Below are 16,094 nucleotides of genomic sequence, written 5' to 3'. Positions count from 1 at the left end.
GAACGGGAGGATCGGAAACGGCTCGCGCCGCGGTCGCGGGTGACGCGACACATCGGCGACGGCAGGGCCGTAGTCTAACTTAAGTCGTGGCGGCGGCAACCGGACCCGCATCAAGGAAGGCGCGCGACACATGCCGCTGATCGTCCTGTGATCGCGTCGCATCGAATCAATATGGAATCCTATGTTGACGATGCAGATAACGCAACCCGACACGGCCTGCGTGCGATCCGGCTCGCGGACGCGATGCATGAATATTCGATGAGGAGAAGAAGATGGGAACGTGGTTGAAGATGGTGGCGCTGTGCGGCTGCGGTGCGGTTTCGCCGGTGTTCGCGCAGTCGAGCGTGACGCTCTACGGTTCGCTCGACACCGGCATCACCTATACGAGCGACGTCGCTTCCGCGCCGCGCGGCGGCCGCCAGCTCGCGCTCCAGGCGGGCGTGTCGCGCAACGACGTGTGGGGCCTGACGGGCAGGGAAGACCTCGGCGGCGGCAACTTCGCGGTATTTCGGCTCGAAAGCCAGTTCCAGACATCGGACGGCACGTTGACCGTGCCGGGCTCCGCGTTCAGTTCGCAAGCGTACGTCGGGCTCGGCGGCGACTGGGGCACCGTGACGCTCGGGCGGCAGTTCGATTTCGTCGGCGATCTCATGCCGTCGTTCGCGATCGGCGCGAACACGCCGGCCGGGCTGCTCGCGTGGGGCTTGCCGGCGAACGCGTCGGCGGGCGGCGCGCTCGACAACCGCGTGTGGGGTGTGCAGGTGAACAACGCGGTGAAGTACGTGAGTCCGACGTTCGGCGGTGTCGCGTTCGGCGGCATGTGGGGGTTCGGCAACGTGCCCGGCACGGTCGCGCGCAGCAGCGTGCAAAGTGCGATGCTGTCCTACACGCAAGGCGCGTTCAGCGCAGCGCTCGCCTATTTCGGCCAGCACGACGTGGCTGCCGGCGGCAATCTGCGCAACTTCTCGGGCGGGGCCGGCTACAACGTCGGGCCGTTCCGCGTCTTCGGCATGGTGTCGGACGTACGGATCAGCGCTGCCGCGCCGTTGCGCGCCACTACCTACGACGCCGGGTTGACCTATTCGGTCACGCCCTCGTTGCAGCTCGGCGGCGGTTTCCAGTACCAGCAGCGCGGCGGGGACATCGGCTCGGCCAACCAGATCACGCTGAGCGCCGACTATTCGCTGTCGAAGCGCACGGGGCTGTACGCGGTGGTCGCGCGCGGGCACGACAGTGCTTACGGTGCCCAGGTCGAGGCCGCGCTCGGCGCAGCGGCGGCGGGCACGTCGCAGACCGCGGTGCGCGTCGGGGTGCGGTATCAGTTCTGACCGCACGGGAAAGCACGGGTTGCCGCGTGCGGCAACCCGGCCCGCGGGTCGCCGCGCTCAGAACCGATGCATCATCCCGATCCGCAGCGCCAGCTGGTTGCGGCCCGACGACTGCCCGGCCGTGCCGAGCACGTGCGCATATTCGAAGTCGGTACCGGTGTTGCCGGTTGCATGCTGGTATGCAGCCTGGAGGTAGGTCGAGGTCCGCTTGCTGAGGTCGTAGTCGAGCATCATCGACAACTGGTGCCAGCTCGGCGATGCGTCGCCGGCCGTCGTGGCGACATGCGCATGCGTGAATGCATAGGCGGCACCGAGCCAGAAGTCAGGCCGGAAGAAATACTGGCCGTTGACCTCGAAGTTGTCGAATTTCCACGCGTTCTGCGTGCCTGACGCAGGCGGGTTCGCGAAATAGAGATTCGGATCGGGGTTGGTCACGTCGACGTGCGAATACGCGGCGGAGAGCGTGAACTTGTCGCTGAACTTGTATGACGCGCCGGCATCGATGTTCTGCTGCGAGCGGCCGCCGAATACCGTGTCGTCGCTCGACAGCGCACCGCCCGCGGTCGCGCCGCCGTTGTTTGCCTTCAGGTAGGCGACGGCGGCGGAGAACGCGCCCATCTGGTACTGCACGGCCGCGCTGTAGACGCGGTTTCGCGCGAAGCCGCCCGCCTGGTTCGAGAGGCCGTAGAGCACTTCGCCCTTGAAGCCGGCATACGCGGGCGACACGTATTTGACGCTGTTCTGGATGCGGTAGTCCCAGTCGGCGTTGTCGTTGTCGTACGGGTGCGCGCCGAAGTCGCCGAGCCAGTTTCCGGTGGCCGTGAACGGGCTCCACATGTCGAGCGTGGGGTCGTACTGGCGGCCGAGCGTAAGCGTGCCGAACCGGTCGGAATCGAGTCCGACATAAGCCTGCCTGCCGAACATCCGGGACGTCACGCCGAGCGCGCCCGTACTCGCGTTGAAGCCGTTTTCGAGCTGGAACAGCGCCCTCAGGCCGCCGCCGAGGTCTTCGGTACCTTTCAAGCCCCAGTTGCTGCCGACGGTATCGCCGCTGATCATCTGGTAAGCCGTGCTGCCGCCCGCGTTGCTCGTGAAATTGATGCCTTCGTCGATCAGGCCGTACAGCGTCACGGTGCTTTGCGCGTGGGCCGGCAGGCCGAAACCCATGGCGCTCGCGGCCGATACGGCCGCCATCATCTTCTTCATCGTCGATCTCCAGGTGTGGGCGGCCCGCGCGTGGCGACACGGTTTCCGACGGCGTGCGTCAGCACCGGACGCGTGCAGCGGGTCCGTTTATCGTTAGTTAAACGAAATATTAATCGGGAAGAAAATCGGTCCGCCGCGATCGAGCGGACCGAATACGGCGCCTCGCCGGGCGCGAGGTTCCGCGTAGCGGAGCTACAGCATCCGCCGCAGCACGTCGTTTTCCGGGTTGCGGTCGAAGAAGCGGTGCTTCAGCGCGCCGAGCACATGCAGCACGATGAGCGCGAGCAACGTGTAGGCGAGCGTCCGGTGCAGCCACTGAAACGCCTCGAACCAGTGGTCGTTCTTCGGCAGCAGCTCGGGTACGCGGAAAAAGAAGAACGGCACGCCGTCGCTCTGCGTGAAAGTGCTGGACATCGAATAACCCATCAGCGGCACGACGATCGCCAGCGCGTACAGCAGGTAGTGGCCGATCTTGGCGAGCTTGCGGTCGAGCGTCGGCAGGGTGGCAGGCAGCGGCGGCAACGGCTTCATCGACCGAATCGCCAGTTGCGTGACGACCACCAGCAGCGTGAGCACGCCGAACTCCTTGTGCGTCGGGTAGTACCAGTCGAACTTGGCCGGCAGGTTGTCGTCGAGCCGGACCATCGTCCAGCCGGTCCAGAGCTGCGCGCCGATCAGGATCGCCCTGACCCAGTGCAACAGCCGAAGCGCGAGCGGGTATTTCTCCACGGTGAATGCAATGGCCTGGTGTTCCATTTGATTTGTCTTCCTTTGAAGCGACGCTGCGACAGGCGGGATGCCGATCGTCAACGTCTCGCGCCGATCTTCGTCGAACCGAGGCCGGGTGGCGATGCGCACGAACCTTCGACGAGAGGCCCGTGCGCCAGGCTATTTCGCGCGCTCAGGCGATCGCCAGCGAATCCGCGCAGCATTCCTGCAGTGCTTCGCGCAGCGTCACCGCGATGAAGTCGGCTTCGTCCTGCTGCAGCGTCAACGGCGGCGACATCACGACCTTGTTCGCGATCGCCCGTACCAGGACGCCGCGCCTGCGCGCGGCATCGGCCACGCGGGCGGCGACCCCCTGTCCCGGATCGAGCGGCGTGCGGCTGGCCTTGTCGGTCACCAGATCGAGCGCCAGCATCAGTCCCTTGCCGCGGACGTCGCCGACCGTCTCGAAGTCGGCCTTCAGCGGCAGCAATTGCTCGAGCAGGCGCTGGCCGACCCGCGCCGCATTACCGGGCAGATCCTCGGCCTCGACGATGTCGAGCACGGCAAGCGACGCCGCGCAAGCGAGCGGATGCCCGCTGTACGTATAGCCGTGCATGACCACGTGCGAGAAGCCCGCACCATGTTCGATCGCGTCGGCGATCCGGCCGTTGTACAGTGTCGCGCCGAGCGGCACGTAGCCGGCAGAAATGCCCTTGGCGACGCACAGGATGTCGGCGGCGACGCCCCAGCCGCGGCTGCCGAGCAGGCTGCCGGTGCGGCCGAAGCCGGTGACCACCTCGTCGGCGATCAGCAGGATGCCGTTGCGGTCGCATACGGCCCGCACGCGCGGCCAGTAATCGGCCGGCGGGACGATCAGGCCGCCGGCGCCCTGCACCGGTTCGGCGACGAACGCGGCAATGGTCTGCGGGCCGTGAAACGCGATCGTTTCCTCGAGCTGCCGGATGCAGTGCTCGACGAGCTGTTGCGGATCGTCGCAGTTCCACGGATTGCGGTAGAGCCACGGCGTGTCGAGCAGTACGCAGCCGGGCAGCAGCGGGCCGTGATTGTAATGGTAGACGCCGTTGCCGCCGATCGAGGTGCCGCCCATGTGTACGCCGTGATAGCCGTTGCGCAGCGACAGGAATTTCGTGCGCGACGGCTCGCCTGCGGCGACCCAGTACTGACGCGCCATCTTGAGCGCGGTCTCGATCGCGTCGGACCCGCCGCTGCCGAACATCACCCGTTGCATGTCCTCCTGCGCGAACATAGCGCACAGGCGGTCGGCCAGGTCGTAGACGCGCGGATGGGCGACGCCGTCGAAGGTCTGGTAGTAAGACAGCTCGTCCATCTGCCGCGCGATCGCGCTTTTCACTTCCGGCCGGTTGTGGCCGACGTTGACGTTCCACAGTCCGCCGACGCCGTCGAGCATGCGGTGGCCGTCGACGTCGTACACGTAGTTGCCGTCGCCGCGTGCGATGACGACGGTGGGGGTCGTATGGCCGGCGGCGGCCGAGCTCATCGGATGCCAGAATCGTTTTTGACGCTTTTGATAGTCCATGGTGTCTCTCGTCTCTCTTACGAAGTGCTTGAACAGAGGGGTGCGACGTGGTGTGCGCCGCGGGTCACAGGGCTGCGGTGACGATCTTTTCCTCGAGGTATGCATCGAGCGCGGCCTTCGACAGGTCGCGCCCGATCCCGCTTTGCTTGGTGCCGCCCCACGGCAGGCGTGCGTCGATCGGGCTCCATGCATTGATTGCGACCGCGCCGACGTCGAGCCGCTCGGCGACGCGGTGCGCGGTGTCGACATCCTGTGTCCACACCGAAGCGGAGAGGCCGAACGGCGTGTCGTTGGCGATGCGAACGGCCTCGTTCTCGGTCTCGAACGGCATGACCATGCCGACCGGGCCGAACACTTCGTCGCGGGCGATTCGCATGCCCGGATGGACACCGCCCAGGATCGTCGGTCGCATGAAGCAGCCGCGCGGCGGCACCTGTTCGTCGCCGACGAGCATGACCGCCCCTTCGGCGAGCGCGCCGTCGACGAGCGCACGGACGCGCGCGAGGTGACGCGGGTTGATCAGCGCGCCCATCTGCACGCCGGGCTCCGACGGCGGACCGACACGGATGGCCCGGGCCGCCTCGGCAAGCCGCTCTTCGAGCGCGTGCGCGATCGAGCGGTGCGCGAGCACGCGCGAGCCGGCCGCGCACGTCTGGCCCTGGTTCGCGAACATGCCGGCCATCAGCGACGGAATCGCACGATCGAGATCGGCATCCGCGAACACGACCTGCGCGGCCTTGCCGCCGAGTTCGAGCGTGACGCGCTTGAAGGTTTTCGCTGCCGCGGTCGCGATCGCGCGGCCGACTTCGGTGCTGCCGGTGAAGCTGATCTTGTTCACGAGAGGATGCGCGACCAGCGCGGCGCCGACTTCCGCGCCCACGCCGTGAACGATGTTGACGACCCCGGCGGGCAGGCCGGCTTCGCAGACGAGTTCGCCGAGCCGGGCGACGGCCAGCGGCGTGTCCTCCGACGGCTTGATGACCACGGGGCAGCCGGCCGCGAGCGCCGGCGCGAGTTTCCACACGGCGATCATCAACGGCGCGTTCCACGGAATGATCAGACCGGCGACGCCCACCGGTGCACGCCGCGTGTAGCTGAGCGTCGGTCGGCCCATGAAGCCGTCGGTCGGAATCGTGCGGCCCTCGAGCTTGTCCGCCCAGCCGGCGAAATAGCGCAGCGTGTCGATGCACATCGGGAGGTCCATCATGCGCATCTCGGCAAGCGGGCGTCCCTGTTCGACGGCCAGCAATTCCGTCAGCGCATTGCCGTTGCGCTCGACCAGCTCCGCGAGCCGAAGGAGCCAGCGGGCGCGGGCCGAGCCGCCGGCGCGGGCCCACGCGTCGTCGTGCAGCGCGGCGTGCGCGGCACGCACCGCGCGATCGACGTCCTCGGCGGTCGATGCGGGCACGGCGGCGACGTAGTCGCCGGTTGCCGGCGCCAGCTTTTCGAAAGTGCGGCCGGTCGCTGCATCGCAATGCCTGCCGCCGATCAGATTCTGAATTTTCATCATGGTGTCCATGTTTCACAGGGGCGAATCGTCGGGCTGAACGGGGCGGCGGCGAGGGCGGCTGCCACCGTGCTGCGGCGACGTCGCTTTCACTGTATGTCGATGAAATCGCGCGCCTTGTCCGCTATCGGCAATCGTTGCTGTGCGATCGGGATAGGGAATACCCGTGCCGGCGCGACGCATTGCGAGTCGCGTCGGCAGCGGGAAATGCCCGGGGAGGGCGTAACGGGACGACGGGGCGGCGCGGCACCGTCCGGGCCGCGGCTACGGGCCAGCGGCTACTGGGCGGCGCGCCCGAGTTCGCGGTACAGGTCGGGATCGCTGCGCTTCAGCCGCAGCGCGGCGCGGATGCCGAGCGCGCCGACGGCGACGAGGAAATACGGAAACATCGCGACGAAGGTCGAATCCGATCCGCTCAGCACGGACAGGTTGCGCACGACCAGCACGAGGCATGCACCGAGCGCGATCACGCTGACGAGCGGCGCGATCAGGCGGTGCACGACGCTGGCGTCCCGGCGATCGCGTGCGAAGAATGCGATTACCGAGGCCGCCACCAGGATCTGCACCGCGATGATGCCGATCGTGGCCAGCGCACTCATCCACGAGAACACGACCGCGAACGGATCGAGGCGGAACACCGCCGACCCGACGATGGCCGCGAGCGCGATCAGCGTCTGCACCTTGCCGGCGACGTCCGGGCAACGATGCACGGGGCACGTATGACCGAGCTTGCGCCACAGTACGCGTTCGCGGCCCATCGCGTAGAAATAGCGCGTGATCGTGTTGTGGAACGACAGGATGGCCGCGAAGAGGCTCGTGACGAGCAGCACGTTCATCGCGTCCGTCGCGATGCCGCCGAGCAGCCGGCCGCTGACGGCAAACCACAGATTGGCCGGATCGCGGCCCGCCTGTGCGGCGATCTGCCCCTCGCCCCACGCCTCGACGATCGCCCACGACGACAGCGCGTAGAACGCCATGATGAGGATCACGGCCAGGTAGGTGGCCCGCGGAATCGTACGTTTCGGGTCGCGCGCCTCCTCGGAGAAGATCGCCGTCGCCTCGAAGCCCATGTACGAGCCGAGCACGAACACGAGCGCGGTGCCGAGCCCGGGTGCGAACACCAGCGCGGGGCTGAACGGCTTCGCGCTGAAGCCGCCGGTGCTCGCGCCGTGCACGACGATCGCGAGATCGAGCAGCATCACGATCGCGATCTCGCCGATCATCAGCATGCCGAGCAGCCGGCCGCTGAACTCGATGCGTCGCGCGCCGCAGACGTGGACCGCGACGACGCATGCGAGCGCGAACGCCCACCACGGCACGTCGACGCCGTAGTGCCGCTGGATGCTGTCGTTCAGGAAAAAGCCGAACATGCAGTAGATGGCGATCTGCACGGCGTTGTAAGCGACGATCGCGACGAACGCGCCGCCCACGCCGGCGGGGCGTCCGAGCCCGTTCGCGATGTACGCATAGAACGCGCCCGCATTGGAGATGTGCCGGCTCATCGCGGCATAGCCGATGCTGAAGATCAGGTACATGACGCCCGCCAGCACGAATACGCCGGGCACGCCGGGGCCGTTGCCGAGCGAGAATGCCGCGGGCGTCGCGCCGACCATCGCGGTGAGCGGCGCGGCCGCGGCGACGACGAAGAAAACGATGTGTGAAAGTCCGACGGCGTTCTTGCTGAGCCCCGCTTCGGACCGGGGTGACGATTCGTTCATGAGTAGTCCCGCTGGCCGGATCGTCCGTCAGGAATCGACACCGGCATGCCTGATCGATATTCCCGTGCCGCGCGCCGATCCTGACGAGCCGGCAAGGGATGCCGGCGGCCGACCACCGACGACGACACAGGTGTGCGCTTGGACGGCCGCTCGATGCGGTGAAGCGCACACAAGCAGGCCGACGACAAAAATTTACGGTGCCTAAATCACGCGCGTTGTCCGTTATCGGCAATCCGCATGCGCGGGGGCGGCAGGGGATTACCCGGATGCGCCGCCACCATGCGCCGCCACCATGCGTCGTTCGCGGGCTCAGCTCAGGCGCGGCGTGTGTGACGGCAGCTCGTGGAAATGCTGCTGGTAGTACGCGGAGAAGCGCCCGAAGTGGCAAAAGCCGAATTGCGCCGCCGCGTCGCCGATCCGCATCGTCTCGGGCGTCGTCATCAGGAAGCGCCGCACGGCGTTCAGCCGGATCGAGCGGAGATAGGCGGTCGGCGTCGTGCCGACCACGTTCTGGAAACTGTATTGCAGCGTGCGGCGGCTGATTCTGAGGTGGTGACAGAGATCGATCACCGTCGGCACGTCGTCGCATTCGAGCGCGATTTCCTGGCTGCGGCGAACGATGTAGCTTTGCGTCGAGGCCGACGGCAGCGCGCCGGCATCGGCATCGTCGGACTGCACGAGGTCGAGCAGGATGCCGACGACACTGTGCGCGAGCACGCGTTCGTCGAATGCATCGCGTGCGGTGAGCGAACCGCTGTCGAGCGCCTGGCAAAGCACGCGCTCGAGCCCGTCCAGCGCATGGCCGTAGCGTGCGGGCGAGATCGGCAGCACCGGCTGCTTCAGGATGCGGGCAGGCAGGTTCGCGAGTTCGTCCAGTTCGCGATCGGCCGTGAGCGTGCGATCGATCGTGAAGGCGAGCACCTCGGTGTCGCACGGCAGATGCGCGACGAACTCCTCGCCGCCGCGCAGCGTCAGCAGGCTCGGGCGCTCGACGGTGCGCCCCTGGACCACGGGCGCGACCGCGCTGACGATCGGCAGCGCGAAGCAGAGCCGGTCGCGCGGCGCGAGGCCGTGCTGCATCACGCGCTGATTGATGCGTTCGCGAAAGACGTGGAAACGCTGGCCGGCGACCTGGCGCAGCGTGGTCGTTGCGGTGCCGGGACTGATCTGGTCGTAGTGCTGCGACCAGTTCACGATCGCCTGGGAATGGAGGAACACATCCGAGAAGCACAGTGTTTCAGCGTGCAGATTCATGGCGTGGCTGATGCATACCGTCTGAAATTCGATGCCGGCCGAGGCCGACGCAGGTTGCCCGGGCGCGGGCAGCGCGCGATGCGCGCGGTTCGCCTGGATTCGCCCGGATGGACGGCTTCCGAAGATGCCGTGCCATGCGGCCGGTCCCGCCGACGATCATATCCAGAAAAAAACAACGGGTGACGCGATCGAAAATCCCGTTGACGCTCGCGGCCGTTTGTTTTTGTAAATCTCATTATATGAGATTGAAGTTATTTTTATGATGGGGGTTTACGTGCGATACGACGCGATACCTTGCAGTGTAGGCGAAATGACCGTGATATCCGCAGGATCTCGATGTTTTCTTACAAAACTGACGAATGAAGGTTGGCGATGCGGTGCAGGCGGCGCCCGGCGGATTTTCTCGTGTTAACTACCAATGAATCCCGAATTGTGAGATTCGTATAATTCTCCCGTGGCGCTTCGACTGGCCGTGCGCATGCATGGCGCCGCCGATTACAGCCGCGAGCAACGCACGCGACTGCCGATGCATGTCCACCTACCGGGAGCGGTCCATGTCCGAATCACCCCCTGCCGTCTTGTACCGCCGGATCGCGCTGCGCGTGATTCCGTTTCTGTTCGTCTGCTACGTCATCAACTTCGTCGATCGCGTCAACATCGGGTTCGCCAAGCTGCAGTTCCTGCAGGATCTCGGCTTGAGCGAAGCCGTGTTCGGCTCCGCGACGGCCATTTTCTTCATCAGTTACGCCGCCTTCGAGGTGCCGAGCAATCTGGTGCTGGCGCGCATCGGCGCGAGCCGCACGCTGATGCGCATCATGGTGCTGTGGGGCCTTTGCACGGTGGCGCAGATGTTCGTGACCGGCAGCGTGTCGCTGTACGTGGTGCGATTTCTGCTCGGCGCCGCCGAGGCCGGCTTCTTTCCGGGCCTGATCCTGTACCTGTCGTACTGGTTTCCGGACGCGGTGCGCGCCCGTGTCAACAGCATGCTGCTGCTCGCCGTTCCGGTTGCTGGAATGATCGGCGGACCGCTGTCCGGCTGGATCATGGCGCACATGCAGGGCGTGATGGGGTTGCGCGGATGGCAATGGCTGTTTCTGATCGAGGGGTTGCCGGCCATCGCGCTCGGGCTGGTTGCGCCGCTGATGCTGAGTGACCGGCCGGAACAGGCGGCATGGCTGTCGTCTTTGGACCGGCAGGCGCTCTTGCGCGATCTGGACGCCGAGCGGGCCTCGGCCGTGGTCGGCCATGACCGGGTCGGCGTTGTCGACATCGTTGGCAACGGTCGCGTGCTGGGGCTTGCCGCGATCTATTTCTGCATCTACGTCGGGATGGGTACGGTGACGTTCTGGTCGCCCACGGTGCTGAAGTCGGCCGGGGTGTCGAGCGTCTCCGGAATCGGCTGGTTATCCGGGCTGATATCGGTGTTCACGATGATCGGAAACGTGGCGATCGCATGGAGTTCCGACCGATTTGGCGAGCGCCGGTGGCATACGGTGGTCTGCATGCTCGTCACCGCGTGCAGTCTACTGCTCCTGCGCTTCTCGGTCGGCCACGTATGGATCACCGTGGCCTTGCTGGCGATCGCGCAGCTGTGCGCGTTCACCGTGCCGATCGTTTTCTGGACGATTCCGGCTGCACAACTGACCGGTCGCGCGGCGGCGGCGGGCATCGCGGTGATCAGCATGCTGGGTTCGCTCGGCGGCGCCTTCAGTTCGTGGCTGGTCGGCCTCCTGTTTGCGCGTACGGGGACGCCGCATGCCGGGCTCGGGGTGGTCGCGGGGCTGCTGGTGGTCGGTTCGGTGCTGGTGACGAGCCTGGTGCCGCGTACTCTGCCGCCGCGCCGCGCGGCGAGCGAACGGGCGTGTCTCCGTACAAGCCGGGGAGGTCGAGCGTGCTAGAGGACAAAGACACAAGGCGGCTCGTTGCTCACGGGGAACGCATTCAAAAAAGTGGCGTGCTCGGAAAATCGTCGCAGATCAATCGTCTTTTCGAATTACTGCTCGAACGTTCGCTGGCCGACGCCGCACCGAAGGAAATCGAGATTGCGCAAACGGTCTTCGGCAAATCCATCGACGTGGATCTTGCCGCCGATGCGACCGTGAGGGTGCACGTCCACCGGCTACGGAAGAAACTCGAGGAACTGCCACCGGACGAGCATGGTGAACGCCTGGCCCTTCCGCGCGGGGAATATCGGCTCGTCGTCGTTCCGCCGGCTGCGGCCGAGGCAGACGAACGTGCCGCACCGCGCCGCCGCCTGCGACGCGGCGCCTGGATGTGGTTCGCAGGGGGCGCCGTGCTTCTCGTCGGGCTCAATCTGATTTGCTGGAACTGGTTCGCAGGCAATCCCGCCGGAGACGCTCGCCTCGGGACCAATCTCTGGAGTGCGCTGGCGGGGAGCCATATTCCGACTCTTGTCGTTTATGGCGGCGATTATGTTTTCGGCGAGCTGGATTCCGACAACGAGGTTTCCCGCCTGATACTCGACCCCCGAATTCACTCTGCGGATGAGTTGGGTCAGTACCGGTTGCGGACCTCGGGCGAGAATCAAAAATATATCGACTTGAATACCTACACCCTTCCTGAAGGTGTGGCGCCGGCTATGGCTGCCATTACTCCCATCATTGCGACCGCGCGAGCCGGTGAGCTGCCGTCGCTGCAATCCATCGCGATGTCGCGCTTCACCAACAATATGTTGCGGACTCACGATCTCGTCTATGTCGGTTTGCTGAGGAATCTGGCGGACCTGAAAGAACCGCTTTGCGATATCTCGGGTTTCTCTCTGTCGGACGACGGCGATACGCTTGTCGATCGGGCGAGCGGGAATCAGTTTCAATCCGACTGGGACAACCCTTCGACCGAGGGGATTATGCGCCGCGACTATGCATATATAGCCAGCTTTCCGGGCTCATCGGGAAATCATATCGTCGTTATTGCTGGCACCAGGGATCCTGCGCTCATGGAGGCGATACATGTTGCGTCGAGTAAATCCGAACTGGACAAGCTGAAGAAGAGTCTCGGCTCCGATAACACGTTCGAGGCACTGTATGAAGTCCGTACATTCGGACCGTCGAACGTCGGTAATAAGCCGGTCATTGTTCGCCATCTGAAGGTCGGCCAGATGTGGCCTGTAAGAGAAAGCGAGCTTGCGCCCAAAAAAGCCGGAGCCGGCGAACCCGCAAAACCAAAATAAAAAGTTGCGCTGCGTACGGTGATCCATGGAGCCGGTCCGGGCTCGAGATCGTGGTGAGCATGCGGAACGCACCTGTTTCGACGGCGATCCGGATGTGCTCTCGATGCCGCATCGAGATTGAATGCCCGATACCGCGCCGTCTTCTATTTCTCCACCCGTTCCTCCCGTTTCGAGACGTCGTTATTTCGGCTGGGCGCGAACCGGTGCGCGCCGCAAGCGAGCGGAGCAGAAGAGCGGGCGCAATGCACGCCGGAGTCAATATGCCCGCGATACGCAGGCATCCGCGATGCGATGAAATCGGGTTTACCCCGGGAATTGCAGTTGTCCGGTCACGCGAAAACACCAAAAAAACGTTCGTTAACCGTTCGTCCACCGTTCGTTACTGGCCCGTGGGAGGGCGGCAGACCACCATGAACGCACTATCCCGACGGCCGCGTCTTCCTTCTGCGTCGAACAGGCCGCGGGCATAGACGGTACCTGGCAAGCGCGGCGTGCGCGACTCGCGGCCCTGCCCTGGCTCGTGACAATATGCAATCCCGGAGACGAAGATGCTAAATGAGATATGGAGCTCGGTTGCTGACTTTTATGACCCGACCATCGGAATGCTGCGGCAGTGGGCATGGGGTCTTCCGATTTATTTCGTGGTAGTTGCATGGGTCGCGTTCCTGGCAAGAAAAGAACGAGAGCCGGTGACGTTACGGGCGGTGGTGAGGTCCGTATTTCCGAAGGACCAGTACGATCACGCGTCGGCTCGCGTCGACCGATGGAACGGCATTATTCTTCTGGCGATCGGTTTTCCACTTTCTGTATTCGTCGCAATCAATGCGATATCGGTGGCGGACAATCTGGCGGGTTTTCTGGCGACGTATTTCGGGGCGAGAGCGCCTCTGATGCACACCGACTGGAAAATGGTTGCGGTTCAGTTCGCTATCTATTTTCTGGCTCTGGATTTTTCCGGCTACTGGGTGCACCGCTGGTGTCACGAGGTTCCCGTCCTGTGGCCACTGCACAAGCCGCACCATACGGCCGAAACGCTGACGCCATGGACGCTCTTTCGTCAACACCCGGTTGAGTTCTTTTTTCTGAACACGATTCCGTCGTTTTTCGCTGGCGTGATGCTGGGCTTGCTGCTTTACGCCACCGGAACCGCTGTCAATCCGGGAACCGTGACCGTGATCGGAATTCAGGTGTACGTTTCCTTTTTTGTCGTCGACACGATGTCTCACGTACACGTGCACGTTTCGTACGGAAACTGGGTGAATCGTATCGTGCTCGCGCCTGTCATGCATAACCTCCATCACAGCATCGAGCTGCCGCATCGAGATAAAAACTACGGGGTGATTTTGACGGTATGGGACTGGATGTTCGGAACCCTTTATCTGCCGAAAAAGAACGAAACATGGCGCTGGGGGCTGAATGAAGTGGAGTTTGGGGAAAAAAATCCTCACAAAACCCTGCGAGGTTTCTATCTCGAGCCATTCGTTTCGTTCTGGCAGGGTTTGCTTCAAATCGGCGCTCGCCAGGATACCGTGACGCCGACCCACGAGTGAGTTTTCGCCGACGGGCGGATATCCAGGCCGCACGCACGACTCGATATCGAACAGAGTCGCGCGTGCTCGTTAAAAAATCACCTTTCTTGAATATGCCAAAAGTTACCTATATCGAAGCGAATGGCGACGAGCACGTCGTGGTCGCGCCGGACGGCGCCAATGCAATGGAGACCGCACTGGAAAATGGAGTGCCGGGTATCGACGGCTTTTGCGGCGGCCAGGCCTCGTGTGCGACTTGCCATGTCTATGTCGACGAACCCTGGCTCGGCGTGACCGGCAAAGCCGATCCGGCGATCGAGCTTGCCCTCCTCGAGCCGTTGGGTGCAACGCAGGAGAACAGCAGGCTCGCTTGTCAGATCAAGTTGACACGAGAATTGCACGGCCTGGTGCTGAGAATGCCCGAGAAGCAAGGCTAGGCGGCTATCCCGAGCCTGTTCCTGACGGCTCGGCGCGCGTACTTCGACGGAGTACGACGGCGATGAACCGGGGCGCGAATGCGAATCTTCGTGTTTCGTGCCCGTTCGTGCGCGTTGTGCATCGACGGGGGCCGCGGCCGGTTCGGCGATCGGAGACGCGCTCGCGTGGGCGTCTCCGATTGCCTGTCGGCGAGACACGCTCGTCATCCTCTTCAACGCATTTGGAGTCCGTACTGCCCGGCAAGTGATCCACCTCGTCGAACATCGTTCCGGCTGCGCGATTGTCGAAGCGACGGTTTGCCGGCGAACGTCGTCCTCGACAGCCGGTTCCGGTGCGCACTCCGCACGCCGATCCGGTTCAAACCCGTGGATTGCCAGGGCGTTTCCTCGGGAGACAACTTTGACATCCTCACAAAAAGCGCCGCTCGTTATCGTCGGTGCCTCGTATGCCGGAACTCATCTCGCCGCGGCTGCGCGCGAACTGGGATTCGATGGACCTATCGTCCTGATCGGAGACGAGCCGCACGCACCCTACCAGCGCCCGCCTCTTTCCAAGGGCCTGCTCACGGGCAAGACCGGCATGGGCCAGCTCGCACTGCGCAGCCCGGATTTCTATACTGAACAATGCATCGATCTGCGCGTGGGGCAGCGCGCTACAGCGCTGGATCTGGCCGCGCGCCGCGTGCGGCTGGCGGACGGCGAGCATCTCGAATACGGCTGGCTTGCACTCGCGACGGGCGCGCGCTGCCGCCCGCTTCCGGTTCCCGGCGCTGAGCTTCAGGGCGTGCATCAACTGCGCACGCTCGACGATGCGCTGGCGGTGCAGCGCAGGCTTGGCCGTTGCTCGAGCGCGTGCATCGTTGGCGGCGGGTTTATTGGTCTGGAGGTCGCGGCCGCGCTGAGCTCGGCTGGAACGCGGGTTACCGTGGTCGAGAGCCAGACTCGCCTCCTCGCGCGCGCCTTCCCGGCGTTCATGTCGGACTATGTCGCGCATGCGCACCGCCGGCGCGGCGTCTCGCTGGAACTGGGCCGCAGCGTACGGGCGCTGCTGGGCCGTCAGGGTAGCGTCGAGGCAGTCCAGTTCGACGATGGCCGCACGTTGGATTGCGACTTGGTCGTAACAGGGATCGGCGTATTGCCGAACACGGAGCTTGCCGATGCCGCCGGCATCGCCTGCGACGACGGCATCCTTGTCGATGCGTTGGGCCGCACCTCGGTGCGGAACGTACTGGCCGTCGGCGACGTGGCCAACATGGCGCAGCCGCCTTTCCCGGGTAGTCCAGCCAGAATGCGGTTTGAATCTATCCAGGCCGCCAGCGACGGCGCGCGCGCCGCGGCCTCGGTGCTGGTCGGTCGGCCTCAACCGCTTTCGGCCGTACCATGGTTCTGGAGCGAGCAGCACGACCTGAGATTCCAGATGGCCGGTCTGCCATCGTCCGGAGACCAGGTGGTGTTGCGCGGTGCACCCGCCAGCGATCGCTTTACGGTGTTCTACCTGCACGACGGTGCGATGGCGGCTGCGCATTCCGTGAACCGGCCGTCGGACCACGTGCTGGCGCGCAAGCTGATCGCCCAGCGATCGCGTATTCCCGCTGCGACGCTGGCCGACCCGACCGCGGATCTCAGATCCATGATCGACGCCGGACAGGTGAATTGACC

General features: G+C 64.6%; 12 protein-coding genes. 6 read left to right on the top strand and 6 right to left on the bottom strand.

Annotation, left to right across the window (positions count from 1 at the left end):
• Positions 1–272: 272 nt before the first annotated feature.
• A complete protein-coding gene (locus DPV74_RS02300; protein WP_091922888.1) occupies positions 273–1,328 on the top strand; it encodes a porin in 1,056 nt (351 codons plus the stop codon).
• Between the two features lie 57 nt (positions 1,329–1,385).
• On the opposite strand, the gene DPV74_RS02295 is transcribed toward DPV74_RS02300, so the two are convergent.
• The 6 genes from DPV74_RS02295 to DPV74_RS02270 form a co-directional block, all read right to left on the bottom strand.
• Positions 1,386–2,534, bottom strand: coding sequence for a porin (locus DPV74_RS02295; protein WP_119336427.1), 1,149 nt, complete (start codon positions 2,532–2,534; stop codon positions 1,386–1,388).
• A 192-nt stretch (positions 2,535–2,726) separates the two neighbouring features.
• Positions 2,727–3,290: a cytochrome b gene (locus DPV74_RS02290; RefSeq protein ID WP_048027888.1), complete on the bottom strand. Its 564-nt coding sequence runs from the start codon at positions 3,288–3,290 to the stop codon at positions 2,727–2,729.
• A 145-nt stretch (positions 3,291–3,435) separates the two neighbouring features.
• The gene (locus DPV74_RS02285) at positions 3,436–4,800 is read right to left on the bottom strand and encodes an aspartate aminotransferase family protein (protein WP_091922893.1); all 1,365 of its coding nucleotides are present in this window, start codon (positions 4,798–4,800) and stop codon (positions 3,436–3,438) included.
• Between the two features lie 64 nt (positions 4,801–4,864).
• Positions 4,865–6,310: an aldehyde dehydrogenase gene (locus DPV74_RS02280; protein ID WP_091923076.1), complete on the bottom strand. Its 1,446-nt coding sequence runs from the start codon at positions 6,308–6,310 to the stop codon at positions 4,865–4,867.
• Positions 6,311–6,585: 275 nt separating this feature from the next.
• Positions 6,586–8,025, bottom strand: coding sequence for an APC family permease (locus tag DPV74_RS02275; RefSeq protein ID WP_048027885.1), 1,440 nt, complete (start codon positions 8,023–8,025; stop codon positions 6,586–6,588).
• A gap of 309 nt (positions 8,026–8,334) precedes the next feature.
• The gene (locus tag DPV74_RS02270) at positions 8,335–9,279 is read right to left on the bottom strand and encodes a helix-turn-helix domain-containing protein (protein WP_048027883.1); all 945 of its coding nucleotides are present in this window, start codon (positions 9,277–9,279) and stop codon (positions 8,335–8,337) included.
• Positions 9,280–9,809: 530 nt separating this feature from the next.
• Between DPV74_RS02270 and DPV74_RS02265 the strand changes: the two genes are divergently transcribed.
• From DPV74_RS02265 to DPV74_RS02245, 5 genes are all read left to right on the top strand, one after another.
• Positions 9,810–11,177: an MFS transporter gene (locus tag DPV74_RS02265; RefSeq protein ID WP_240439905.1), complete on the top strand. Its 1,368-nt coding sequence runs from the start codon at positions 9,810–9,812 to the stop codon at positions 11,175–11,177.
• Positions 11,171–12,469 carry a hypothetical protein gene (locus DPV74_RS02260; RefSeq protein ID WP_134319457.1) on the top strand — a complete coding sequence of 433 codons (1,299 nt, stop codon included), beginning with the start codon at positions 11,171–11,173 and terminating at the stop codon, positions 12,467–12,469. The genes DPV74_RS02265 and DPV74_RS02260 overlap by 7 nt, the downstream gene beginning before the upstream one ends.
• A 548-nt stretch (positions 12,470–13,017) precedes the next feature.
• Complete coding sequence (locus tag DPV74_RS02255) at positions 13,018–14,019, top strand: sterol desaturase family protein (RefSeq protein ID WP_051392171.1); 1,002 nt, start codon at positions 13,018–13,020, stop codon at positions 14,017–14,019.
• Positions 14,020–14,081: 62 nt separating this feature from the next.
• The gene (locus DPV74_RS02250) at positions 14,082–14,435 is read left to right on the top strand and encodes a 2Fe-2S iron-sulfur cluster-binding protein (protein WP_021157738.1); all 354 of its coding nucleotides are present in this window, start codon (positions 14,082–14,084) and stop codon (positions 14,433–14,435) included.
• 400 nt (positions 14,436–14,835) lie between these two features.
• Complete coding sequence (locus DPV74_RS02245) at positions 14,836–16,092, top strand: NAD(P)/FAD-dependent oxidoreductase (protein ID WP_059651206.1); 1,257 nt, start codon at positions 14,836–14,838, stop codon at positions 16,090–16,092.
• Positions 16,093–16,094 lie beyond the last annotated feature (2 nt).

This window comes from Burkholderia sp. HAN2018, assembly GCF_024704855.1.
GTDB lineage: Bacteria > Pseudomonadota > Gammaproteobacteria > Burkholderiales > Burkholderiaceae > Burkholderia > Burkholderia cepacia.
The sequence above is the reverse complement of the archived record's forward strand: the minus strand, read 5'-3'. Positions and strand labels throughout refer to the sequence as shown.

Bases quoted from the DNA above. Each gene is read 5' to 3' on its own strand.
- DPV74_RS02300 (WP_091922888.1), top strand. From the start codon at position 273: ATGGGAACGTGGTTGAAGATGGTGGCGCTGTGCGGCTGCGGTGCGGTT.
- DPV74_RS02295 (WP_119336427.1), bottom strand. From the start codon at position 2,534: ATGAAGAAGATGATGGCGGCCGTATCGGCCGCGAGCGCCATGGGTTTC.
- DPV74_RS02290 (WP_048027888.1), bottom strand. From the start codon at position 3,290: ATGGAACACCAGGCCATTGCATTCACCGTGGAGAAATACCCGCTCGCG.
- DPV74_RS02285 (WP_091922893.1), bottom strand. From the start codon at position 4,800: ATGGACTATCAAAAGCGTCAAAAACGATTCTGGCATCCGATGAGCTCG.
- DPV74_RS02280 (WP_091923076.1), bottom strand. From the start codon at position 6,310: ATGATGAAAATTCAGAATCTGATCGGCGGCAGGCATTGCGATGCAGCG.
- DPV74_RS02275 (WP_048027885.1), bottom strand. From the start codon at position 8,025: ATGAACGAATCGTCACCCCGGTCCGAAGCGGGGCTCAGCAAGAACGCC.
- DPV74_RS02270 (WP_048027883.1), bottom strand. From the start codon at position 9,279: ATGAATCTGCACGCTGAAACACTGTGCTTCTCGGATGTGTTCCTCCAT.
- DPV74_RS02265 (WP_240439905.1), top strand. From the start codon at position 9,810: ATGTCCACCTACCGGGAGCGGTCCATGTCCGAATCACCCCCTGCCGTC.
- DPV74_RS02255 (WP_051392171.1), top strand. From the start codon at position 13,018: ATGCTAAATGAGATATGGAGCTCGGTTGCTGACTTTTATGACCCGACC.